Origin of the sequence: Hamadaea tsunoensis DSM 44101 (assembly GCF_000428945.1) — a bacterium.
Lineage (GTDB): Bacteria > Actinomycetota > Actinomycetes > Mycobacteriales > Micromonosporaceae > Hamadaea > Hamadaea tsunoensis.
On record NZ_AUAX01000017.1, the window covers coordinates 192,215 to 214,294 of the forward strand.

Sequence of the window (22,080 nt, forward strand, 5' to 3'; positions counted from 1 at the left end):
TATGACCCAGAGCACACCCGCCATCCGGCTGGATCGGGCGACGAAAGTCTTCCCGTCCGCCGACGGTGGTTCCTTCACCGCGATGCGGGAGGTCACGCTGGACGTGGCGCCCGGCGAGTTCGTGACGGTCGTCGGCCCGACCGGCTGCGGCAAGTCCACGACCCTCTCGCTGATCTCCGGCCTCGAACCCGCCAGCGGCGGCCACGTCTCCGTCGCCGGTACGCCCGTCACGTCGATCCCGGCCACGGTCGGCTACATGTTCCAGCAGGACGCGACGCTGCCGTGGCGTACGGTCGTCGACAACGTGGCGCTCGGCCTGCGCTTCCGCGGTGTCGGCAAGGCCGAGGCCCGGTCCCGCGCGAACGACTGGGTGCAGCGCGTCGGCCTCGGCGGGTTCGAGAAGTACTACCCCCATCAGCTGTCGGGCGGCATGCGCAAGCGCGTCGCGATGGCCCAGACCCTCATCACCGAGCCCGACATCCTGCTCATGGACGAGCCGTTCGGGGCGCTCGACGTCCAGACCCGCGAGCTCATGCAGGGCGAACTCCTGCGCCTGTGGGCCGGCAGCCGCGCCGCGGTCGTCTTCGTCACCCACGACCTGACCGAGGCGATCGCGCTCGCCGACCGCGTGGTCGTCATGACCGCCGCCCCCGCCACCGTCAAGACGATCGTCCCGGTGACCCTGCCCCGGCCGCGCGACGTCGACGAGATCCGCCTCGACCCGGCCTTCCTCGCCCTCTACCGGCAGGTCTGGGACTCGCTGCGCGAAGAGGTCGAGATCGCGCGTACGAAGGGAGCCTCCCGTGGCTGAGACCATGGCCGCCGAAGGAACCGTCCGCCCCACCGCCCTCGCCGTCGCCGCGCCGACGGGGCGCCGCCGCTGGCCCGTGTACGCCGGCCGGGCCGCCCTCGTCGCGCTCTGGCTCGGTTCGTGGGAACTGGCCGGCACCTACTGGATCGACCCGTTCTTCTACTCCAAGCCCAGCCAGATCGCGGTCAAGCTGGCCGACTGGTTCACCGAGGGCACCTCCTACGGCAGCATCTGGCTGCAGATCTCGTACACGCTGCAGGAGGCCGTCTACGGGTTCGCGCTCGGCGCGGTGGTCGGCGTGCTGCTCGGCGTGCTGCTGGGCCGGTCGCGGTTCCTGTCGGAGGTGCTGGCCCCGTTCATCAAGGCCGCCAACGCGATCCCGCGCATCGTGCTCGCGTCGCTGTTCGTCATCTGGTTCGGCTTCGGCATGAGCTCGAAGGTCGCGACCGCGTTCGTGCTGGTGTTCTTCGGCGTCTTCTTCAACGCCTTCCAGGGCGCCCGCGAAGTCCCCAAGGTGATCGACGCCAACGCCCGCATCCTCGGCGCCTCGCGGCTGCAGATGATGCTCACCGTCGTGCTGCCCAGCGCGACCTCCTGGATCCTCGCCAGCCTGCACACCGCGTTCGGGTTCGCGCTCATCGGCGCGATCGTCGGCGAGTACACCGGCGCGGACAAGGGACTCGGCATGCTCATCGCCCACTCGCAGGGCACCTTCGACTCGGCCGGCATCTACGCCGCGATGATCATCATGACCGTGCTCGCCCTGCTCGCCGAGGCGGTTCTCACCGTCGTCGAGCGCCGGCTGACCCGCTGGCAACCTCGCTGACCCTCGCATCCCTGAAATCCACCATGAAGTATCCACAATGGAGTGTGTAACGATGCGCAAGACCCTTGCCCTGCTGGCGGTACCGGTACTGGCGGTCGGCCTCGCGGCCTGCCGCGGCCAGAGCCCCTCGGCCTCGGCCGGCGGCGACACCGACAAGATCTCCATCATGGTCGGCGGCCTCGACAAGGTCATCTACCTGCCGGCCAAGCTCACCGAGCAGCTCGGCTACTTCAAGGACGCGGGCCTGCAGGTCGACCTCAAGAGCGAACCGTCGGGCGCCGACGCTGAAACGATCATGCTGGCCGGTCAGGTCGACGGGGTCGTCGGCTTCTACGACCACACCGTCGACCTGCAGGCCAAGGGCAAGTGCGTCGAGAGCGTCGTGCAGTTCGCCAGCGTCCCTGGCGAGGCGATCGTCGTCGCCACCACCAAGGCGGCCACGCTGACCGGCGCCAAGGACTTCGCCGGCAAGAAGCTCGGCGTCACCAGCCCCGGCTCGTCGACCGACATGCTCACCCAGGCTCTGGCCGTGCGCAACGGCGTACAGAAGTCGCAGTACACGACGGTCAAGGCCGGCGCGGGCGCCACCTTCATCGCCGCGATCGACAACGGCGGCATCGACGCGGGCATAACCACCGACCCGACCATCGCCAAGCTCACCAGCACCGGCAAGGCCAAGGTGCTCATCGACCTGCGCACGGTCGAGGGCACCCAGGCGGCGCTCGGCGGCCTCTACCCGGCCGCGTCGGTCTACATGCCCTGCGAGTACGTCTCGACGCACAAGGCCGCCATCCAGAAGATGGTCACCGCGTTCGTCAAGACGCTGAAGTTCATCAACACCCACAGCGCCGCCGAGATCGCCGCCAAGATGCCGGCCGACTACGCCGGATCCGACCCCAAGCTGTACGAGCAGTCGATCAACGACTCGAAGGGCATGTTCACCGCCGACGGCGTGATGCCCGACGGCGGCCCGCAGACGGTCTTCGACGTCCTCAAGCCGTCCAACGAAGCGGTCAAGGCCAAGGCCGACCAGATCGACCTGGGCAAGACGTTCACCACGGAGTTCGCCAAGGCCGCCGGCGCCTGACCGACCGTGCCGCGGGGCGTCGTCACGGCGCCCCGCGGCCGGCCCGGCGAAGGGACGTCAGGGAGCCCTGTAGTACCACGGTGCCAGGCGGACCAGCCGAAATCCTCCCGCGGTACCGCTGTTGACAAGATCAATACTCGTAGCGTGGAAGTCGTTCGACACGACAGCCTGCCAGCGAGGGACCACCATGATCGAGGCACGACAGCTCACCAAGCGCTACGGCGAGAAGACCGCGGTCGACGGGCTCGACTTCACCGTCCGCCCCGGCTCGGTCACCGGCTTCCTCGGGCCCAACGGGGCCGGGAAGTCCACCACCATGCGGATGATCGTCGGCCTCGACGCGCCGACCAGCGGCACCGTGACCGTCCGCGGCCGCCGTTACGCCCAGCACTCGTCGCCGCTGCAGGAGGTCGGCGCCCTGCTGGAGGCCAAATCGATCCACCCCGGCCGCACTGCGTTCGACCACCTGACGGCCCTGGCGTACACCCACGGCATCCCGAAGCGCCGCGTCCACGAGGTGATCGAGCAGACCGGCCTGCAATCGGTCGCCCGCAAGCGTTCCGGGGCGTTCTCCCTCGGCATGGGGCAGCGCCTCGGGATCGCCGCCGCGCTGCTCGGCGACCCGGCCACGGTCATGCTCGACGAGCCGGTCAACGGCCTGGACCCCGAGGGCGTCCTGTGGATCCGCAACCTGCTGACCCAGCTCGCGGGCGAGGGCCGCACGGTGTTCGTCTCCTCGCACCTGATGAGCGAGATGGCGCTGGTCGCCGAGCACCTCATTATCGTCGGGCGCGGCCGGCTGCTGGCCGACACGACCGTCGAAGCCCTCGTACGCGACGCCGGCGGTGACACCGTCGCGGTCGCCACCGCCGACCCGGCCCGGCTGCGGGACCTGCTCAGCGCGCCCGGCGTACAGATCACCGGCGAGCCCGGCAGCGAACGCCTCGCCGTCACCGGCCGGTCCGCCCGCGAGATCGGCGCGGTCGCGGCCGAGCACGGCATCGCGCTGTACGAGCTCACCCAGCACCGCGTGTCGCTGGAGGAGGCGTTCATGAACCTCACCCGCGAATCCGTGGAGTACCACGCCACCCGACCCGCGAGGAGCGCGGCATGACCACCGTCACCGACACCCGCCCGGCGGCGGCCACGCCGACCGTCCCGCGTCCCGTCTACAAGGTCACCGGGCGGGGGACGCTGCGCTCGGAATGGTCGAAGTTCTGGTCGGTCCGCTCGACATGGATCACCGTCGCCCTCGCGCTGATCGCGCTGGTCGGCTTCGGCACCATCGCCGCGTTCCGGTACAAGTCGATGATGAGCGGCGGCGCCCGGCACGTCGACCGGGACTTCCTTGACGCCACCTCCGTCAGCCTGACCCTCTTCGGCGTCAACTTCGGGCAGCTCGCGCTCGGCGTACTGGGGGTGCTGTTCGCCGCGGGCGAGTACACCACCGGCAGCATCCGCTCGACGCTGACCGCGGTCCCGAAGCGGCTGCCCGTCCTGTGGTCCAAGGTCGCCGTCTACGGCGTCGTCGCGTTCGTGATCGGCACCGTCGGATCGTTCGCGGGGTTCCTGGTCACCAACGCCATCGTCTCGGGCACCGCCGCCCACCTGTCGCTCACCGGCGACGTGGCCCGGTCGCTGTTCGGCGCCGGCCTCTACCTCGGCCTGATCGGGGTGCTGGCCGCCGCGCTGGGGGCGATCCTGCGATCGGTCGCCGGCGGCATCTCCGCGTTCATCGCAGTGATCATGCTCATCCCCGGCCTGCTGTCGCTGCTGCCGACCTCCTGGCAGGGTCACGTCGGGCCGTACCTGCCGAGCAGCGCCGGCGAGGCGATCTACACTCTGCACCAGCAATCCGACCTGCTCACGCCGGGTAAGGGAGCGCTCGTACTGCTCGGCTGGACCGTCCTGGCCGTCGCCGGGGCCGCCTGGCGCCTGGTCGGCCGCGACGCCTGAGCCCCCAACCGATCGGGGCGCGGCCGCCTCCGCGCCCCGATCCCCGTCCACGTGAGGAGGCCGGCGGTGAGCATCGAGGACGAGTTCGCCGGGCACCCGGCCGTCTCCCGCGTGGTGCGGATCGGCCAGCGGCTGCGCCGCCTCGACACCGATCATCCGTGGCTGCTCGACGCCGGGGTGGTCGTCTTCGTCGTCCTCGCGTTCTGCCTGCCGCAGCTGTTCGGCCACGAACGTCGCGGTGAACACGAGCCCGTGTTCTGGAGCGCCCCGGCCCCGCTGCAGATCGCGCTCCAGGCCGGACTGGTGCTGCCGCTGCTGTGGCGGCGGCGGTACCCGACCGTCACGTTCTACGTCATCGCCGCGACGTTCATCGTGCAGTGGTCGCTCGGCATCGCCCTGCGGGCGGACATCGCACTGCTCATCGCCGGCTACAACATGGTCCTGCACGCCCGGCCGAACCGGCTCACCTGGGCCGGGCTGACCGCCATCGGCGCCATGACCCTCGTGGCCGTCCGCGTGTCCGGAACCGTCGCCCTCGGCGACGCGATGTTCCTGGCGCTCAGCACGCTCACCGCCGCGGCCGCGCTCGGCATCGCCGTCCGGCTGCGCCGCGCCCAGCTGCAGACCTTGCGCGAACGCGCCGCCCAGCTCGAACTCGAACGCGACCAGCGCAGCCGCCTCGCCGCCGTCACCGAACGCAACCGGATCGCCCGCGAGATGCACGACGTCCTCGGTCACAACCTCTCGGTCATCATCTCCCTGGCCGACGGCGGCGCGGCCGCGTCCACCGTCCGGCCGCAGCGCGGCACGCAGGCGCTCGACCTGATCGGCGACGTCGGCCGCCGGGCCCTCGGCGACCTGCGGCGCGTGCTCGGCATCCTGCGCGACGACGACGACGCGGCGGAACGCGCGCCGCAACCCGGCATCGCCGCGATCGCCACGCTGTGCGACCAGACCCGCGCGGCCGGCCCTCAGATCCACTACCGCACCGAGGGCGTTCTGGAGTCGCTCGATCCCGGCGTGCAGCTGGCGGCGTACCGCATCGTTCAGGAGGCCCTCACCAACAGCCTGCGGTACGCCGGTCCGCGTACCCGCATCGATCTCGCCCTGAGGGTGGACGAGCGCACGCTGACCATCGACGTCCACGACACCGGCGTACCCGACCGCCCGCAGCCGGGGCCGGGCGAGCCACACGCCGGCCAGGGCCTGATCGGCATGCGCGAACGCGCCGCCGTCTACCGCGGAACCGTCGACGCGCGACCCGATCCGCGCGGCGGCTGGACCGTCGCCGCCGTCCTGCACCTTCCCGACCACGAGAAGACCGGCACGCAGCCATCATGATCACTGTTCTCATCGCCGACGACCAGCCGCTGCAGCGGTTCGGGTTCCGCATGCTGCTGGAGACCAACCCCGACACCGAGGTCGTCGGCGAGGCCGGCAACGGCGCCGAAGCCCTCCGCCAGGCCGAACTCCTGCGCCCGGACGTCATCCTCATGGACATCCGGATGCCCGGCGTCGACGGCATCGAAGCGACCCGCCGCCTCACCGCGGCCACCGGCCGATCGCGCGTACTGATCCTCACCACGTTCGACCTCGACGAGTACGTGTACGCCGCGCTGCGGGCCGGGGCCAGCGGTTTCCTGCTCAAGGACGCCCGCCCCGACGAACTGCTGGCCGGGATCCGGGCGGTCGCCGGCGGCGACGCGATCATCGCCCCGGCGCTGACCCGCCGGCTGCTGGACGCGTTCGCGCCGCATCTGACCGGCCCCGCCGCCCGGCCCGACGCCCGGCTGGGGGCGCTCACCGAACGCGAACGGGAGATCCTGATCGCGATCGGGCAGGGGTGGAGCAACGGCGAGATCGCCGACCGGCTCGTCCTGTCGGAGTCGACCGTGAAGACCCACGTCGGGCGGGTCCTCGCCAAGATCGGCGCCCGCGACCGGGTGCAGGCGGTGATCTTCGCCTACGACCACGGGCTAACCAAGCCGAAGTAGCCCCGGGGCCGCGCGTACAGCCGGCGTCCAGACGACTTCAGCCGCGGCTCAGCCACCGGGGCATAACTTCCCGACCATGATCGGACCGAGGCCGCCGGCGGACAACCTCCCGCTGTTCGCCGCGGCGCGGGCCGGTTGCCGGTCGTCGTCGCGGGCACTGTCCGATGTGACGTGCCGCATCAACGAAGGCGACCGCATCGCCGTGCTCGGCTCCGACCGCACCGGGAAAGGTCTCCTGCTCAAGCTCATCGCGGGCGAGATCGCCCCGGAATCGGGCACGGCCACCTGGCCGCGTACGCAGCAGCAGCGGCGTACGCGGCCACCCGTCGCCCTGCTGTCGGGCCGGCCGGAACTGTCCGACGCGCTCAGCGTCGTGCAGAACGTTCAGCTGCCGCTGCGCGCCGGGCTCCCCGGGCCGGTGCTGAGTGTGGACAAGGCGATGTGGGCGCTGGCGACCGTGGGCCTCGCGGACGTCGCCGAGCAACGGGTCGCGTCGCTGCGCCCGGCGACGGCGTGGCGGGTCATGATCGCGCGGGCGCTGGCCGGCCATCCGTGGCTCATCCTGGCCGACGACATCACCGGACGGCTCGGCGAGGCCGCCGCCTCCGATGTGGTCGACGCGCTGGTCGCCGCGGCCATCGCCGCTCCGGCAGCGCTGGTCGTGGCCACGTCCGACGTGATCGTGGCCGCGCGGATGACCCGCCAGTGGCGGCTGGGCGACGGCGTGCTGATCACCCGTTGACCGGCAGCGGCTCCGCCGTCCGGTGCTCGGCCAGCGGGCCCAGGACGTAACCCGCGCGGTCGGCGTACCGGATCACGTGGGGCAGCGCGGCGATCATGGCGTCGGTCGCGCCGGGGAACCCGTGCTCGTCCGAATCGTGCAGCAGCACGGTACCACCGCCGGTGAGGGTGGCCCGGACCGTCGCCAGCACCGACTCCGGCGTCGTCGCACAGGTCCAATCACGACCCCAGGTGCTCCACAGCATCGGGGCCAGCCCCAGCCGCCGGGCCGTGACCAGGGCCGACGTCGTCGCCACCCCGTACGGCGGCCGGTACCAGCGCGGCGCCACCCCGGTGACCCGCTCCACCAGGTCCCGGGCCCGGCCCAGGTCGTCCCGGACCGCCCCCACCCCGCGGTACAGCAGCAACCGGTGCCGGTAGCCGTGCACCGCCACCTCGTGACCCTCGCCGACCATCCGCCGCCCGAGGTCCGGCACCCGCGCCAGCGCCTCGCCGAGCACGAAGAACGTCGCCCGCAGCCCGTGCGCCCGCAAGATCTCCAAAACCATGGGTGTCGTACGCGGATCAGGGCCGTCGTCGAACGTCAGCGCGACGTGCCCGGGCCGGCCGAGGCCGGAAAGCTCCGGCAGCCACCGGCGGCGCAGCGGGGCGATGGCGGCCAGCGCGGGCGCGGACTGCATCACCGCCAGGGCCGCCGCGACACCGCCCACCGCCAGGAGCGCCGTACCGAGCCGGCGCCGGGCCGCGTGGGTCTCGGCTGGAGCGGGCCGCAGGGAGTCGATCACCAGGCCGACCTTAGGCGCGGACGGCTGAAGTACCGCTGAACGTCACCGGGCGGCGGCTCAGAAATCCTCCTCGCCGCGCCGGCGGCCGCGTCGCCAGGAGATCACGAGGGCCAGGCCCAGCAGGACGTTGAACGCCAGCACCGCCCCGGCGACGATGATCAGGACCTGAGCCAGGGACATGCCGTCCATGCTCGCCGGTGCCGGCTGAGGAGAGGCTGAAGCAGGCGGCGGGGACGGCTCGTGAGGTAGGTGGCTCGTGACGAAGCGATCCCCAGATCAACTACCGCTGTGACGGCAAACGATCACCGGCGCAGGCGTGCTCGGCTTGATCGCGGCACGAGGCTTGATCAAGTACCCGAATGCTGTCAAAAGTCGCCCGATTTTGCAGCTTCCCGGCTCTTGATCAAGCGATGGGGATCCACTACTACGGATTCCGGGCACTCGATCATCGCCAACCACTCCGTGGCCGAACCGGTTCCCGGCCGGCGGTGAATACGCCCCCGCGTCAATGTCGCGTCTGGACAATCGCCGCAAAGCTCAAGTCCACTCCAACGATCTTGCGCGAGTGTCACGAATTCCATCCGATATGCCCGGAAGGCCCGGACATTCGCGCAAGATCGTCGCGGGAAGCAGGCGCCGGGGTGCGGGGGTGCGGGAAGCGGGCGCAGGTCAAGTGCGCCGCGCGGGGGCGGGTTCAGGTGGCTCTAAGGCGGTCCTTCCTAGCCTGCGCCACCATGACGACAACTCTGGCGGCCGGGCGTACGCCTCCGTCCACACGCATGATGTTGAACAAGGTCCCCGAACTCACGATGTGGTTCTGGATCATCAAGATCCTCTGTACCACCGTGGGGGAGAGCTTCGCGGACTGGATCAACATGACGCTCGGGGTGGGGCTGGAGAACACGTCGCTGATCTTCACCGCCGTTCTTGTCGTGGTCCTGGCCTGGCAGGTCCGGCTGGGCCGCTACCAGCCGTTCCCGTACTGGCTGACGGTGGTGGTCATCAGCATCACCGGCACCCTGTACACCGACATCCTCACCGACGACCTGCAGGTGCCCCTCGCCGTCAGCACCAGCGTCTTCGCCGTCGTCCTCGCCGTCGTGTTCGGCATCTGGTACGCGCGTGAGCGCACGCTGTCGATCCACAGCATCGTCACCCGGCCGCGGGAGGCGTTCTACTGGCTGGCGGTCCTCGTCACGTTCGCGCTCGGCACCGCCGTCGGCGACTGGACCCTGGAACTCACCGGCTGGGGACCGGGCGTGTCCGTCCTGCTGCCCGCCGGCCTGATCGCCGCGGTGGTCCTCGGCTGGCGGCTCGGGGCGAGCCCGGTGCTGTCGTTCTGGCTGGCCTACATCCTCACCCGCCCGCTCGGCGCGAACCTCGGCGACTGGCTGGCCTCCGGCACCGACGAGCACGGCCTCGGTCTCGGCACCGCGATCACGAGCGTCGTGTTCCTCGCCGCCATCCTCGCCACCGTGATCTACCTGACCGTGTCCCGCCGCGACGTCATCGAGGGAAATCAGCAGCCGCAGCATCCGAAGACCAGCACCTCGCGTACGCGGGAACGGATCATGCTGGGCTACCTCGGCGTCGTCGCGGTGGCCACGGCGGTGCTGCTGACCTGGGCCTCGGCGCAGCCGCACGCGACCGTGACCAGCGAGGAAGGGCCTGGCCCGGCGGTGGCCGACATGACGCCGCAGCAGGCGACCCAGCACTTCCCGGCGGCGGACCTCGCGAGCCTGCGCGCGATCACCCAGGACTCGCTGGACAAGCTCAAGGCGGGCGACCAGGCCGGTGCCACGGCGCGGATCAAGGACCTCGAAAGCACCTGGGACGACGATCAGTCCAGGCTCGAAGCGCTCGACGGGACGGCGTGGACCTTCCTGGACGGGCGGATCGACACGGTGCTGACCTCGATGCGGGCGTCGCATCCCGACAAGGCGGCCGAGGAGCGGGCGCTGACCGCGCTGCTCGCCTCGCTCGCCTGACCGCCAGGCACCTCGCCGCCGGAGGCACCTCCGGCAGCCGTGCGGGCACCGAACCCGGTGCCCGCACGGCGCCACGCCGAAGACCGCTCGTCTTCAGCGTGGTCTCAGCGACCCCCGCGTAGCTTCCCGCCGGGCGGCTCGGGCCGCCGACGTCCATTCGCCGGCGACAAGGGAAGCACATGACTGCCGCACGTACCGCCGCCGCCAAGGTTCCGCAGGTGGCCGCCCTGTTCTGGGTCACCAAGGTGCTCACCACGGGCATGGGGGAGACGACCTCCGACTTCCTGGCCCACCGTCTCGATCCGATGATCGCGGTCGGGCTGGCCGGCCTCGTCCTCGTCGCCGCGCTCGCGCTGCAACTGGCGGTACGCCGCTACATCGCCGGGGTCTACTGGTTCGCCGTCGTCATGGTGAGCGTGTTCGGCACGATGGCCGCCGACGTCCTGCACGTCGGGCTGGGCATCCCCTACGTGGTGTCGACGGCCTTCTTCCTGGCCGTCCTGGCGGCCATCTTCGCGCTCTGGTACGCCGTCGAGAAGACCCTCTCGATCCACAGCATCCGTACGCGCCGCCGGGAGCTGTTCTACTGGGCCACGGTCCTGACGACGTTCGCCCTCGGTACGGCCGCCGGGGACATGACGGCCAGCACCCTGCACTGGGGCTACCTCGCCTCCGGGGTCGTGTTCGCGGTGGTGATCGCCGTCCCCGCGATCGCGCACGGCGTCACGGGCCGGGCTCCGATCCTGTCGTTCTGGCTGGCGTACATCGTGACGCGGCCGCTCGGCGCCTCGCTCGCCGACTGGATGGGCGTACCGGCGTCGCGCAGCGGTCTGGGCTGGGGGACCGGTCCGGTCAGTCTCGTCCTGGCGTTGCTGATCGGCGGGCTGGTCGCGTACCTGGCGGTGTCGAAGGCGGACGTCGAGCCGCAGCCCGCGACCGTGGAGCAGGTCGCCGCGGTGCCGAAGGTCGCGGCGGCCACCGGCGGCCGATGAGCCCGCCGGGCCGAGGTATGCCCAGCACTACCTCGACTGGGCGGCCTACGACCCGTGACCCGTCCGCCGGTACGCGGGACGATGCGAACCATGCCGACCGCACCCGTTCCCGCCCGACCCGTCTCAGTCCGAGCGTTCGCCGCCCTGGTCACCGGCGTGGTGGTCCTGATCGCGATGTTCGTCGCCGTCCCGGGACCCCTCGCCGCCGGCCGGTGGAGCGGCGGCCTGGCCGACCAGGACACTCTTCGTGACACCCTGCGTACGGCGTTCGTCGAGTACTGGGCGTCGGGCCGGCGGCCGCTCACGCCCGCTCTGCAGGCGGTGGTCGACTACTGGTTCCGGTTCCACGTGGTCAAGGCCGGGATCGCCCTGCTCGCGCTGGGCGTTCTGATCGTGCTCGGCCGTCGGCTGGGACGGGCGTTCGCCACGGCGGGCCGGCGGCCGGGCGCCCGCGTCGGGCTCGGTGCGGCGGGCGTCGGTGTCGCGCTGCTCGGGCTGCTCGCTCTGGTGTCGGTCGTGGCGAACGTCCAGGGTGCGGCGGCCCCGTTCGCGTCGCTGCTGCCGATGCTGATGTCCGGCCCCCACGACGGCGCGACGGCGTCGACGCTGAACGAGGTACGCGCCCGGTTGGCGGCCGGTACGCCGCACCCGCTCCCGCTCGCCGCGATGATCGACGACTTCGCCTGGTACCACGCCGCCCTGGCCGTCGTCGTCGTGATCGTGGCGGCCGCGGTCCTCGTGATCGGCATCGTCCTGTGGCGTCGGCGGCCCGCCGCCGACCGCCCGGCCCGCCGCCTCCTCGTGGCCTGCGGTGCCGCCGCGATCCTGTCGTCGCTGGCTTTCACCGTCGTCGGGGTGGCCAACACGCTCACCGCCGTCGACCCCGCTCCGGCGCTGGCGGCGTTCTTCGCCGGCGGCTGGTGACCGGCGAGCCGGTGACCAGCGCATCGACCGGAATCCCTTCGACGAATGCCTATGACATTCGGCCGCGCGCTCTTGACGTCGCGGCAACTTCCGCGCAACATAGGTCCAACTACATATATTGAAACGTTTTAATCACGCACGGCATTCAGCGCGCACAGCGAAGACCCGTCCCGCCCGTCGTCCCGAACCTTCTCCCCGAGGGGATCACTGGCATGCCCGGAAACGCTGTCACCGGCCGTTCGCGCGCCGCGGGAACCTGGCGCGCCGGCCTCCGCGGCCTCGCGCCGCTCCTGCTGGTCGTCGCGTCGACGGCGCTCCCCGCCGCCGGTGCGGCCGCCGCCGTCGCCGAAGTGTCGGTGGCGGGACTGCGGGTCGACTACGCGACCGACCCGCTGGGCATCGACGACACCCGTCCCAGTCTCAGCTGGAAGCTCACCTCCTCGGTGAACGGCGAGCGGCAGACGGCGTACCGGGTGCTCGTGGCGAGCAGCGAGAGCCGGCTGAACGCGGGCGTCGGCAACCTCTGGGACACCGGCAAGGTGACGTCGGGCGACTCGGTCGCGATCGCGTACGCGGGTGCGGCGCTTCAGGCGACCGCGGCGTACTTCTGGAAGGTGCAGGCCTGGGACGCGAACGGCACGGTGTCGGACTGGAGCCCGACGGCGCGCTGGGAGACGGGGCCGCTCGCCGGAGCCGACTGGGCCGGGGCACAGTGGATCAGCCCGACCGCCGCGAGCAGCGCGCCCCGGCTGCGCAAGGCGTTCACGGTCGACGGATCCAAAGTGGTCGATCAGGCGCGCGCCTATGTCGTCGGCCTCGGCTTCCACGAACTGCACCTCAACGGCGCGAAGATCGGTGACCGGGTCCTGGCCCAGGCCAGTACGCCCTACGACCGGCGGGTCCTCTACAGCACCTACGACGTGACGGCGGCGCTGCGGTCCGGTACGAACGTCGTCGGCCTGTGGCTCGGCACCGGCTACGGCGCGTCGTTCAGCCAGTACGGCTTCCGGTGGCTCGGCCCGAAACAGGCCCTCATGCTGCTGGACGTCCGGTACGCCGACGGCACCCGGCAGACCGTCACGACCGACGGCACCTGGAAATGGGCGGCCGGCCCGATCACGGCCGCCGACATCTACAACGGCGAGACCTACGACGCGCGCCAGGAGCAGGGCGGCTGGGACCAGCCCGGGGCCGCCGACACCGGGTGGCAGGGTACGCAGACCGTCGCCGCGCCGGCCGGAACGCTGTCGGCGCAGGCGATGCCCCCGCTGCGGGTGACGGCCACCCTCAGTCCGGTGAAACTGACTCAGCCCAAGCCCGGCGTCTACGTCTACGACTTCGGCCAGAACATCGCCGGGTGGGAACGGCTGCGCGTACAGGGGGCGGCGGGGGCGGCCGTACGGATGCGCACGGCCGAGGAGGTCAACGCCGACGGCACGCTCGACACGACCACCAACCGCAACGCCGCCGCGACCGACACCTACATCCTGGCCGGCACCGGCGCCACCGAGACCTACGAGCCCCGGTTCACCTACCACGGGTTCCGCTACGTCGAGGTCACCGGCGACCCGCAGACCCCGTCGCTCGCGAGCCTCGACGCCCGGGTCGTGCACACCGACGCCCCGTCCACCGCCACCTTCACGTCCTCCGACGCGCTGCTCAACCAGATCTGGCGCGCCAACCGGTGGACCATCCAGAACAACTCCATGAGTACGCCGACCGACACCCCCGTACGCGACGAGCGCACCCCGCCCGGCATGGACGTGCAGGCGTACCAGGATGCGTCCACAGTGGAGTTCGGGATGGCCGGTTTCTACGCGAGCTACCTGCGCGACCTGCCGCCCGGCACCGCCCTGCCCAGCGACGGCGGCAACGCCCAGCAGCCGGACATGGGCGGCGCCGGCGTGACCCTCGCCTGGACGCTCTACCAGCAGTACGGCGACCGGGCCACGCTCGCGGCGACCTATCCGGCCATGAAGAGGTTCGTCGACACGAACGCCGCCAACGTGCCCGGCTACATCTGGAGCACGGGCTTCGGCGACTGGTGCCCGCCCGACCTGAGCGCCAACGCCAACGGCGGCCTCGGCAACTCCAGTGCCGGCGCCTGCACCAGCGAGGTGCCGGTCGTCAACACCGCGCTGTCGTACCTGCAGGCGGTCGACGTCGCCCAGGCCGCCGCGGCGCTCGGCCAGACCGCCGACGCCACCCACTTCACCCAGCTGGCCGACAACATCAAGCAGGCGTTCAACGCGCGGTTCCTCAACGCCGACGGGGCGGGCTACGCCGACGGCCGGCAGACGACGAGCGTCCTGCCGCTGGCCTTCGGGATGGTGCCGCCCGCCGACGTCGACGCGGTCGGCACCCGGCTGGTCGACACGATCCTCACCAGGAACGGCGGCCACCTGGACACCGGCATCTTCGGCACCCGGTACCTGATGGACGCGCTGGCCGCGGTCGGGCGTACCGACGTCGCGATGACGGTGCTCGACCAGACCTCGTACCCGGGTTTCGGCTACGAGATCGGCAAGGGCGCCACCACCGCCTGGGAGGAGTGGACGTACTACTCGTCGATGGAGACCCACGACCACGCCATGTTCGCCGGGATCAACTCCTCGCTCTACACCCGCCTGGCCGGCATCCAACCGGCCGGCCCCGGCTACAGCGCGGTGACCGTCGCGCCGCGGATACCCGCCGGCCTCGCGCACGTCGCCGCGTCCGTCGACACCGTCCGCGGGACCGTCGCGTCCTCGTGGACCGTGACCGGCCAGCAGGTCGCGCTGGACGTGACCGTCCCCGTCGGCGCCACGGCCACGGTGCGCGTACCGAACTTCGGGCAGGGGCAGGCCGGGGTCAGCCCCGCCGGCGCGGTCCAGGTCGCGGCCACCGGCACCGAGACGCAGTTCTCGGTGGGCTCGGGCACCTGGCATTTCACCGGCACCGTCGCACCCACCCCCAGCACCGTCCTGCCCGGCGACTGGACCCTGTGCGCTCAGGAGACCGGCACCTGCTCCACCGCCGGCACCGTCGCCTTCGGCGCGCAGGGCAGATTCGCGTACGCGACCACGGCCGCCCCGGTCGCGTGCGGCAACACCGTCTTCGGCGATCCCGTGTTCGGCGTCGCCAAGGCCTGCTACGTCACCGCCGCCCCGCCGACGGGTGCCGGGTGGCAGCGCTGTGCCGGCGAAACGGGATCGTGCTCGTTCGCCGGGACGGCCACTGTCGCATATGGAGCGGGCGGCAAGTTCGCGTACGCGACCGTCGGCAACGGGACGTCCTGCACCAACGCGGTGTTCGGCGATCCGGTTCCCGGTACGGGGAAAGCCTGCTACCTGCACGCGCCACCGCCGGCCGTCGCGACGTGGACGCCGTGCGCGGCCGAGACGAAGACGTGCGCGGTCTCCGGGTCGCACCTGCTCGCGTACGGGGCCGGCGGCCGGTACTTCTACGGCACGTTCGGCTCGGACACGGTCTGCGGCAACGCGGTTTTCGGCGATCCCGCGCCCGGCCAGGCCAAGACCTGCTACCTCCAGTAGCCCGCCGCGGCCGCGGGTGCTCCCGTCCGCGGCCGCCTGAGTGAAACGTTCCACATCACCGCTCCGGCAGGCCCGCCGCAGCGGTTGCCCCGAGTCCTGTCGTCCTCAGGAGTTGTCATGCCACATCTGGCGAAACGGCACGGTCGATGGTCCGCCGCCGCGGTGAGCGTCGCGGTCGCGGCCTCGGTCACCGTCGCGGCCTGGATCCTGCCCGCCCGTGCCGCGACCCCGGTCAGCGTCTCCGGCGCCCACTGGGTCTGGTATCCCGAAGGTTCCCCCGCGAGCAGCGCACCCGCCGCCGACCGGTACTTCCGCAAGGTGTTCACCGCGCCGTCCGGCACGGTCACCGACGCCCAGCTCGTCATCACCGGCGATGACAGCGTCGACGTCTGGCTCAACGGCACGCCGCTGGCCGGCTCGCCCCGGCAGACGGACTCCTGGAAACAGGCCCTTTTCGTCGACCTCCAGCCGGCCCTGCGGGTAGGTGCCGCCAACACGCTCGCGGTGGTGGCCCGCAACACCAGCGCCGGACCGGCCGGGCTCATCGGCCGGGTGCACGTCACCGGATCGAGCACTGTGGACTTCACGACCGACGGATCGTGGAAGGCGTCGCAGACCCCGGCCGCCGGCTGGGAACAGGCGGGCTTCAACGACGGCGGCTGGCCGGCCGCCGCCGACCTCGGCGCGTACGGGATGGCGCCCTGGAACTCCAGCGTGCTCGGACCGGACACCGCCGCGGCCTCGCCGCTGTCGGTGACGAGCGCGACCGTGGAACGGCGCGCCAACCCGATCGGCGTCGACGCGGCCAAGCCCCGGCTGGGCTGGAAGCTCGGCGCCTCGTCCGCACAGCAACGCCAGGGCGCGTACCAGGTCATCGTGGCGAGCACCGCGGCGCTGGCGGGCGCCGGCTCCGGGGACGTCTGGGACAGCGGCCGGGTGGCGGGCATGGCCGCCGTCGACGTGGCCTACGGCGGCCCGGCGCTGGCCTCGATGCGCAAGTACTTCTGGCGCGTACGCGTCTGGGACGTCCAGGGCCGCACCGGACCGTGGAGCGCCACCCAGACGTTCGAGACGGGTCTGCTGAACCCGGCGGCCGAATGGCAGGCGGGGTTCATCGGCCAGCCCGGCGCCGTGGCGGGGCTCGGCGGCTCGTCCTGGATCTGGTACCCCGAAGGCGATCCGGCGTCCGGGCTGCCGCCGATGACGCGCTACTTCCGCCGGACCTTCAGCCTGGGCTCGGCCCCGGCGGGTGGCACGCTCGTCGTGACCGGTGACGACACGGCCGACGTGTGGGTCAACGGTACGCAGGTCAGCACCTCGCTGCGGGTCACCGATTCGTGGAAGCAGGCGGCGGTCGTCGACCTGACCGGCCGGCTGACCGCGGGCACCAACGTGATCGCGGTGTCCAGCCAGAACACCACCCAGTCGCCGGCCGGGATGATCGCGCAGCTGACGATCCCCGGCGGCCCGACGATCAACACCGACGCCTCCTGGAAGGCGGCCCAGACCGCCCCGGCCGGTTGGGAGCAGACCGGCTTCAACGACAGTGGCTGGGCCGCGGCCCTCGCCGTGGCGGCCTACGGCAGCGGCCCGTGGGCCTCGAACGTCGTGGTACGCAGGGGAGCGCCGCTGCTGCGCAAGAGCTTCACCGTCGGCAAGACCGTCGCGACGGCCCGCCTGCTCACCACCGCCCTCGGCCTGCACGAGACGCGGCTCAACGGGGCGAAGGTCGGCGCCGACGTGCTCGCGCCGGGCTGGACCGACTACAACAAACGCCTGCAGTACAAGGTGTACGACGTGACCGGGCAGATCGTGCAGGGCACCAACGTCCTCGGGGCCTGGCTCGGCGACGGCTGGTACTCCGGCAGCATCGGCATGGCCGGCTCGCAGCGGTACGGGACGCAGCCCTGGTACTCGGCGAAACTGCTGTTGACCTACACCGACGGCACGACCGCGACCGTCGCCACCGACGGCACCTGGAAGTACGCGCAGAGCCCCATCACCGCCGACGACCTCTACCTCGGCGAGCAGTACGACGCCCGCCGCGCCGTCGCGGGCTGGGACACCGCCGCGTACAGCGACGCGTCCTGGCCGGCGGTCGCGGTCCGCTCGGGCACGCAACCCACGCTGGTGTCCCAGGTGGACCCCGGAGTCACCGTGCAGAGCCAGCTCACACCGGTATCGGTGACCCAGCCGCAGCCCGGAGTATGGATCTTCGACCTCGGCCAGAACCACACCGGATGGGACCAGCTGCGCGTCACCGGTCCGGCCGGAACCACGGTGACCCTGCGCCACGGCGAGGTGCTCAACCCGGACGGCACCCTGTACACGGCGAATCTGCGCGTACCGGGTCTGGCGACGGACCGGTTCACCCTGGCCGGAACCGGTGCCGAGGAAGTGTTCGAACCGCGCTTCACCGTGCACGGCTACCGCTACGTCGAAGTGACCGGCTTCCCCGGTACGCCCACGGCCCACGCCATCACCGGCCAGGCCGCTTGGACCAACGGCGCGGCCATCGGAACGTTCACCACGTCCAACACCCTGCTCAACCAGATGCAGAGCGCGATCATGTGGGGTCAGCGCTCCAACATGCTGTCCATCCCGACGGACTGCCCGAGCCGCGACGAGCGCCTCGGCTGGACCGGTGACATCGCCAGCTTCGCCGCCACGTCCACCTTCAACATCGACGTGTCCGGCTTCCTGGACAAGTTCGCCGACGACCTGACCGACGACCAGCAGAGCAACGGCGCGTTCACCGACACCGCCCCGTACGTCTGCTGCGGCGCCGGCACCGCGGGCTGGGGCGACGCCGGCGTGATCATCCCGTACACCATGTGGCAGCGCTACGGCGACGTGCGGGTGATCAACGACCACTTCAGCGCGATGACCCGCTGGGTCGACTACCTGCGCAGCACCGCGGGCGCGGATCTGATCCGCGACCAGGGGGGTTACGGCGACTGGCTCAACGTCAACGACGACACCGCCCGCAACGTCATCTCGACGGCCTTCTTCGCCCATGCGGCACGCATGGTCTCCCAGATGGCCGCCGCGACCGGGCACACCGCCGAGGCGTCCAGCTACGGAACCCTCGCCGACCAGGTCGCGGCCGCCTTCACGAGCAGGTTCGTCGCCGCGGACGGCACGGTGTCGGGCAACACCCAGACCGGCTACGTGCTGCCACTGGCCTTCGGGCTGCTGCCCGCGAACCTCGTGGCCCCCGCCGTCGGCAAGCTCGCCGCCAAGGTGGCCGCGTCCAACGGCCACCTGAGCGTCGGCTTCCTCGGCGTGGAGAACCTGCTACCGGTGCTCGCCGACAACGGGCGGGCGGACGTCGCGTACCAGATCCTGCTGCAGTCCTCCTACCCCGGCTGGGGTTACATGCTCAGCCGGGGCGCCACCACCGTCTGGGAACGCTGGGACGGCATCCGCACCGACGGAACGTTCCAGGACCCCGGAATGAACTCGTTCAACCACTACGGGCTCGGCTCCGCCGGCGACTTCCTGTACCGCGAGGTCGGCGGACTCGGCCCGGCCGAACCCGGCTACCGCTCACTGCTCGTGGCACCGAAACCCGGTGGCGGTCTCAGCTCGGCGAAGTCGGCGTACGAGACGCCGTACGGTCCGGCGGTGAGCGACTGGAGCACCAGCGGATCGGTGCTCACCCTGCGGGTCACCGTCCCGGTCGGCGCGACCGCTCTGGTCAAGGTGCCGGCGTCGTCCGCGGCGGCGGTCACCGCTCCGGCGCAGGCCGTCCCGTTCGGGTACGGCGGCGGGGCGGCTTCGTACTACCTGCCGTCGGGCAGCTACACCTTCACCGCGACCTCGTAGGCGCGGGGACGGCGGCGGGCCGGGAGTCCTGGCCCGCCGCCGCGTCACCCTCAGCACCGGATCATGATGTCGGTCATGGATCATGTCGCCGACCCCGCACTCGCCGCCTTCGTCGCCGCCGCCCGCGCCACCCCCGCCACCCCCGCGCGCACGGTCGGCGCCGGGCCGGTCCGCCGCGGGCAGCGGGCGCGCGCGGCCGTCCGCCCTCCGGGTCCGGCGCTCGCCGAGGTCTCCGACGAGCCGGTCGCCGGCGTACCCGTCCGGATCTACCGCCCCGCACAGTCCCGGGCCACCATCGTGTACGCGCACGGCGGCATGTGGGTGATCGGCGACCTGGAATCGCACGACCGGGCCTGCCGCCTGCTCGCCGAGGCCACCGGCGCCACCGTGATCGCGGTCGACTACCGCCGGGCGCCGGAGCACCCGTGGCCCGCCGCGGTGGACGATGTCGTGGCCGTCCTCCAGCACGCGATCGCCGCGGGCGGCACCGTCTGCGTCATGGGGGACAGCGCGGGCGGCAACCTCGCCACGCTCGCCTGCCTGCGGCTGCGGGACGCGGGCGAACCACTGCCGTACGCGCAGATCCTGCTCTACCCCAACACCGATCTGACCCTGAGCCGGCCCAGTACGCGTACCAAGGCCACCGGCTGGGCGCTGGACACCGATGACGTCGCCTGGGGCGCGGAGCTGTGGGTTCCCGACCCGGCGATGCGTACCGACCCCCGGGTGAGCCCCCTGTACGCCGACCTGCACGGCCTGCCGCGGGCGGTCGTGGTGACCGTCGAGCACGATCCGCTTCGCGACGAGGGCGACGAGTACGCCGACCGGCTCCGGGCGGCCGGCGTACCGGCGGTGCACCGGTGCGAGGCGGGCCTGGTGCACGGCTTCCTCACGATGGACCTCGTGTCGCCCGCCTGCGCGAAGGCGGCCGAGCGGGTCTTCGCCGACATCACCGCCCTGCTGGCCGACGCCTAGCGCCCCACCTCCCGATCCCCAGCTCCAAGATCCCCAGCTCCAAGATCCCGCTTGGATCAGGGAAATCACCCGAATCTTGGCCCATGATTCGGGTGAAAACCGTGATCCAAGCGGGATCTTGGAAGGGAGCTTGAGGGGAACTGTGCCCGCGATCGTCTAGTTTGTAGTGATATTGGACGTTCGTGGGAAGGACACCCGTGCCTCGTTTCCTGTCGACCCGGCGCCGGATGCGGGCCGCTGCCGCCGCCGGTCTGCTCGGCCTGCTGGCGGCGACCCCCGCCCACGCGTACGCGAACGGTGCGGCGACGGGCCACCCTGGCGGGCTGGATCCGAGTTTCGGCCAGGGCGGGCTCACCGTCACGGGCTTCCCCGGCCGCGCGGTCGGTGCCAGCGCGATCGCGCAGCACGGTCCCGACGGCGGGCTGATCGTCGCCGGTGGCGCCATCACGCCGGGTACGCCTGACTTCCTGCTCGCCCGCTACCGCGCGGACGGGACCCTGGACCCGCGGTTCGGCGCCGGCGGCCGGGTCGTCACGTCGGTGCCGGCCGGGCTGGGCGCCCAGGGCGCCACCGGAGTCGCCGTGGATTCCCGGTGGCGCATCGTCGCGGTGGGCACCGGCGGCATTCCGCGGGGTACGCAGATCGGCTTCGCGGTCGCGCGGTATCTGCCCGACGGCGCGCTCGACACGGGTTTCGGCCGAGGCGGTGTCAAGGTCCTGCCCGTCGGCCCGGCCGGAGACGCGGGGGCGGCCGCGGTGGTGGTCCAGCCGGACGGCGGGATCGTCGTCGCCGGTGGGGCCAACGACATCCGGGGCGACGTGGATTTCGCCGCCGTTCGGCTGCGCGGCGACGGCACGCTCGATCCGGCCTTCGGCAACGGCGGGATCGTGCTGGTGCCGCTGCCCGGCGGGGACGCCGCGGCGTCGGCCGTCGCCCTCCAGCCGGACGGGAAGATCCTGCTGGCGGGCACCTCCGTCGACCCCGCCGCGGGGCAGGAGTTCGCCGTCGTACGCCTGACCGCCGGCGGCGTACCCGATGGTGGTTTCGGGCGGGGCGGGATCGTGCGCGTGCAGAACAGCCCGGGGCAGAGCAAGGGCGGGGCTTCGGCGGTGGCGGTCGACCCGGTGGGGCGCGTGGTCGTCGCGGGCGTGGGGCAGACGGTGGCCGGCCAGGCCGGGTTCGCGCTGGTGCGGTTGCGTCCCGACGGCGCGCTGGACCCGGCGTTCGGCACGGGCGGGAAGGTGCTCACGACGTTCACCGGTGACTCGGGCGCGTCGAGCCTGCTGCTGCGCCGGGACGGCGGGATGGTGGCGGCCGGCAGCGCCGGGTACCCGTCGAAGGTCGCCCTCGCCGGCTACCGCGCGGACGGGAGCCTGGATCCCGCGTTCGGCGCCGGCGGGAAGACGACGACCGCGGCGGGGGTCAACGCGAGCGCGACCGGTGCGGTGTTCCCGGGCGGTACGCGCATCGTCGTGGCGGGGACGACGTTCAACCAGGATGCGTCGGCGGGCAGCTTCCTCGTCGCCGGCTACGAGGGGTTTCCGATCGGGCATCACGGCTACGGGCCGCCGAACCGAGCCTGCCGGCCTCAGTGCACGGCGCCCTGACGAGGACACGGGAACACGCCGGTACGCACAGCG

At 71.8% G+C, this 22,080-nt stretch carries 17 protein-coding genes; 15 read left to right on the forward strand and 2 right to left on the reverse strand.

Annotated features, from left to right (window positions below; all coding sequences use genetic code 11):
- Position 1 precedes the first annotated feature (1 nt).
- From G401_RS0124035 to G401_RS47970, 8 genes are all read left to right on the forward strand, one after another.
- On the forward strand, positions 2 to 811 hold the full coding sequence (locus G401_RS0124035; protein ID WP_034592830.1) for an ABC transporter ATP-binding protein: 810 nt from the start codon (positions 2 to 4) through the stop codon (positions 809 to 811).
- Entirely contained in the window at positions 804 to 1,637 is an 834-nt protein-coding gene (locus G401_RS0124040; RefSeq protein ID WP_245601820.1) for an ABC transporter permease, read from the forward strand. The genes G401_RS0124035 and G401_RS0124040 overlap by 8 nt, the downstream gene beginning before the upstream one ends.
- 52 nt (positions 1,638 to 1,689) lie before the next feature.
- Entirely contained in the window at positions 1,690 to 2,724 is a 1,035-nt protein-coding gene (locus G401_RS0124045) for an ABC transporter substrate-binding protein (protein ID WP_027344501.1), read from the forward strand.
- Between the two features lie 187 nt (positions 2,725 to 2,911).
- Positions 2,912 to 3,838, forward strand: coding sequence for an ABC transporter ATP-binding protein (locus tag G401_RS0124050; protein ID WP_027344502.1), 927 nt, complete (start codon positions 2,912 to 2,914; stop codon positions 3,836 to 3,838).
- A complete protein-coding gene (locus tag G401_RS0124055; RefSeq protein WP_027344503.1) occupies positions 3,835 to 4,680 on the forward strand; it encodes an ABC-2 transporter permease in 846 nt (281 codons plus the stop codon). Before G401_RS0124050 ends, G401_RS0124055 begins: the two co-directional genes overlap by 4 nt.
- 66 nt (positions 4,681 to 4,746) lie before the next feature.
- Entirely contained in the window at positions 4,747 to 6,021 is a 1,275-nt protein-coding gene (locus tag G401_RS47965; protein ID WP_051367069.1) for a sensor histidine kinase, read from the forward strand.
- On the forward strand, positions 6,018 to 6,674 hold the full coding sequence (locus tag G401_RS0124065) for a response regulator (protein WP_027344504.1): 657 nt from the start codon (positions 6,018 to 6,020) through the stop codon (positions 6,672 to 6,674). Before G401_RS47965 ends, G401_RS0124065 begins: the two co-directional genes overlap by 4 nt.
- Positions 6,675 to 6,750: 76 nt before the next feature.
- Positions 6,751 to 7,416, forward strand: a complete 666-nt coding sequence (locus G401_RS47970) for an ATP-binding cassette domain-containing protein (RefSeq protein WP_051367070.1) — start codon at positions 6,751 to 6,753, stop codon at positions 7,414 to 7,416.
- Here the strand turns inward: G401_RS47970 and G401_RS47975 are convergent.
- Both G401_RS47975 and G401_RS58390 read right to left on the reverse strand, forming a co-directional pair.
- Positions 7,406 to 8,200: a polysaccharide deacetylase family protein gene (locus G401_RS47975; protein ID WP_245601821.1), complete on the reverse strand. Its 795-nt coding sequence runs from the start codon at positions 8,198 to 8,200 to the stop codon at positions 7,406 to 7,408. The two genes, G401_RS47970 and G401_RS47975, sit on opposite strands and share 11 nt — an antisense overlap.
- Positions 8,201 to 8,257: 57 nt before the next feature.
- The gene (locus G401_RS58390) at positions 8,258 to 8,380 is read right to left on the reverse strand and encodes a hypothetical protein (protein ID WP_281174208.1); all 123 of its coding nucleotides are present in this window, start codon (positions 8,378 to 8,380) and stop codon (positions 8,258 to 8,260) included.
- Positions 8,381 to 8,934: 554 nt separating this feature from the next.
- Between G401_RS58390 and G401_RS0124085 the strand changes: the two genes are divergently transcribed.
- The 7 genes from G401_RS0124085 (at position 8,935) to G401_RS0124115 (ending at position 22,047) form a co-directional block, all read left to right on the forward strand.
- Positions 8,935 to 10,188, forward strand: a complete 1,254-nt coding sequence (locus G401_RS0124085; protein ID WP_051367071.1) for a COG4705 family protein — start codon at positions 8,935 to 8,937, stop codon at positions 10,186 to 10,188.
- A 179-nt stretch (positions 10,189 to 10,367) separates the two neighbouring features.
- Complete coding sequence (locus G401_RS47980) at positions 10,368 to 11,180, forward strand: COG4705 family protein (RefSeq protein ID WP_051367072.1); 813 nt, start codon at positions 10,368 to 10,370, stop codon at positions 11,178 to 11,180.
- Between the two features lie 90 nt (positions 11,181 to 11,270).
- On the forward strand, positions 11,271 to 12,104 hold the full coding sequence (locus G401_RS0124095) for a hypothetical protein (protein ID WP_051367073.1): 834 nt from the start codon (positions 11,271 to 11,273) through the stop codon (positions 12,102 to 12,104).
- Positions 12,105 to 12,316: 212 nt separating this feature from the next.
- A complete protein-coding gene (locus G401_RS47985; protein WP_051367074.1) occupies positions 12,317 to 15,637 on the forward strand; it encodes a family 78 glycoside hydrolase catalytic domain in 3,321 nt (1,106 codons plus the stop codon).
- A gap of 117 nt (positions 15,638 to 15,754) precedes the next feature.
- A complete protein-coding gene (locus G401_RS0124105; protein WP_051367075.1) occupies positions 15,755 to 19,465 on the forward strand; it encodes a family 78 glycoside hydrolase catalytic domain in 3,711 nt (1,236 codons plus the stop codon).
- Between the two features lie 75 nt (positions 19,466 to 19,540).
- Positions 19,541 to 20,440: an alpha/beta hydrolase gene (locus G401_RS0124110; protein WP_211240825.1), complete on the forward strand. Its 900-nt coding sequence runs from the start codon at positions 19,541 to 19,543 to the stop codon at positions 20,438 to 20,440.
- 197 nt (positions 20,441 to 20,637) lie between these two features.
- Complete coding sequence (locus tag G401_RS0124115) at positions 20,638 to 22,047, forward strand: hypothetical protein (protein ID WP_157546253.1); 1,410 nt, start codon at positions 20,638 to 20,640, stop codon at positions 22,045 to 22,047.
- Positions 22,048 to 22,080 lie beyond the last annotated feature (33 nt).

Excerpts from the sequence above, each read along its gene's own strand:
- G401_RS0124035 (WP_034592830.1), top strand. The coding sequence starts at position 2 with ATGACCCAGAGCACACCCGCCATCCGGCTGGATCGGGCGACGAAAGTC.
- G401_RS0124045 (WP_027344501.1), top strand. The coding sequence starts at position 1,690 with ATGCGCAAGACCCTTGCCCTGCTGGCGGTACCGGTACTGGCGGTCGGC.
- G401_RS0124050 (WP_027344502.1), top strand. The coding sequence starts at position 2,912 with ATGATCGAGGCACGACAGCTCACCAAGCGCTACGGCGAGAAGACCGCG.
- G401_RS0124055 (WP_027344503.1), top strand. The coding sequence starts at position 3,835 with ATGACCACCGTCACCGACACCCGCCCGGCGGCGGCCACGCCGACCGTC.
- G401_RS0124065 (WP_027344504.1), top strand. The coding sequence starts at position 6,018 with ATGATCACTGTTCTCATCGCCGACGACCAGCCGCTGCAGCGGTTCGGG.
- G401_RS47970 (WP_051367070.1), top strand. The coding sequence starts at position 6,751 with ATGATCGGACCGAGGCCGCCGGCGGACAACCTCCCGCTGTTCGCCGCG.
- G401_RS58390 (WP_281174208.1), bottom strand. The coding sequence starts at position 8,380 with ATGTCCCTGGCTCAGGTCCTGATCATCGTCGCCGGGGCGGTGCTGGCG.
- G401_RS0124085 (WP_051367071.1), top strand. The coding sequence starts at position 8,935 with ATGACGACAACTCTGGCGGCCGGGCGTACGCCTCCGTCCACACGCATG.
- G401_RS47980 (WP_051367072.1), top strand. The coding sequence starts at position 10,368 with ATGACTGCCGCACGTACCGCCGCCGCCAAGGTTCCGCAGGTGGCCGCC.
- G401_RS0124095 (WP_051367073.1), top strand. The coding sequence starts at position 11,271 with ATGCCGACCGCACCCGTTCCCGCCCGACCCGTCTCAGTCCGAGCGTTC.
- G401_RS47985 (WP_051367074.1), top strand. The coding sequence starts at position 12,317 with ATGCCCGGAAACGCTGTCACCGGCCGTTCGCGCGCCGCGGGAACCTGG.
- G401_RS0124105 (WP_051367075.1), top strand. The coding sequence starts at position 15,755 with ATGCCACATCTGGCGAAACGGCACGGTCGATGGTCCGCCGCCGCGGTG.
- G401_RS0124110 (WP_211240825.1), top strand. The coding sequence starts at position 19,541 with ATGGATCATGTCGCCGACCCCGCACTCGCCGCCTTCGTCGCCGCCGCC.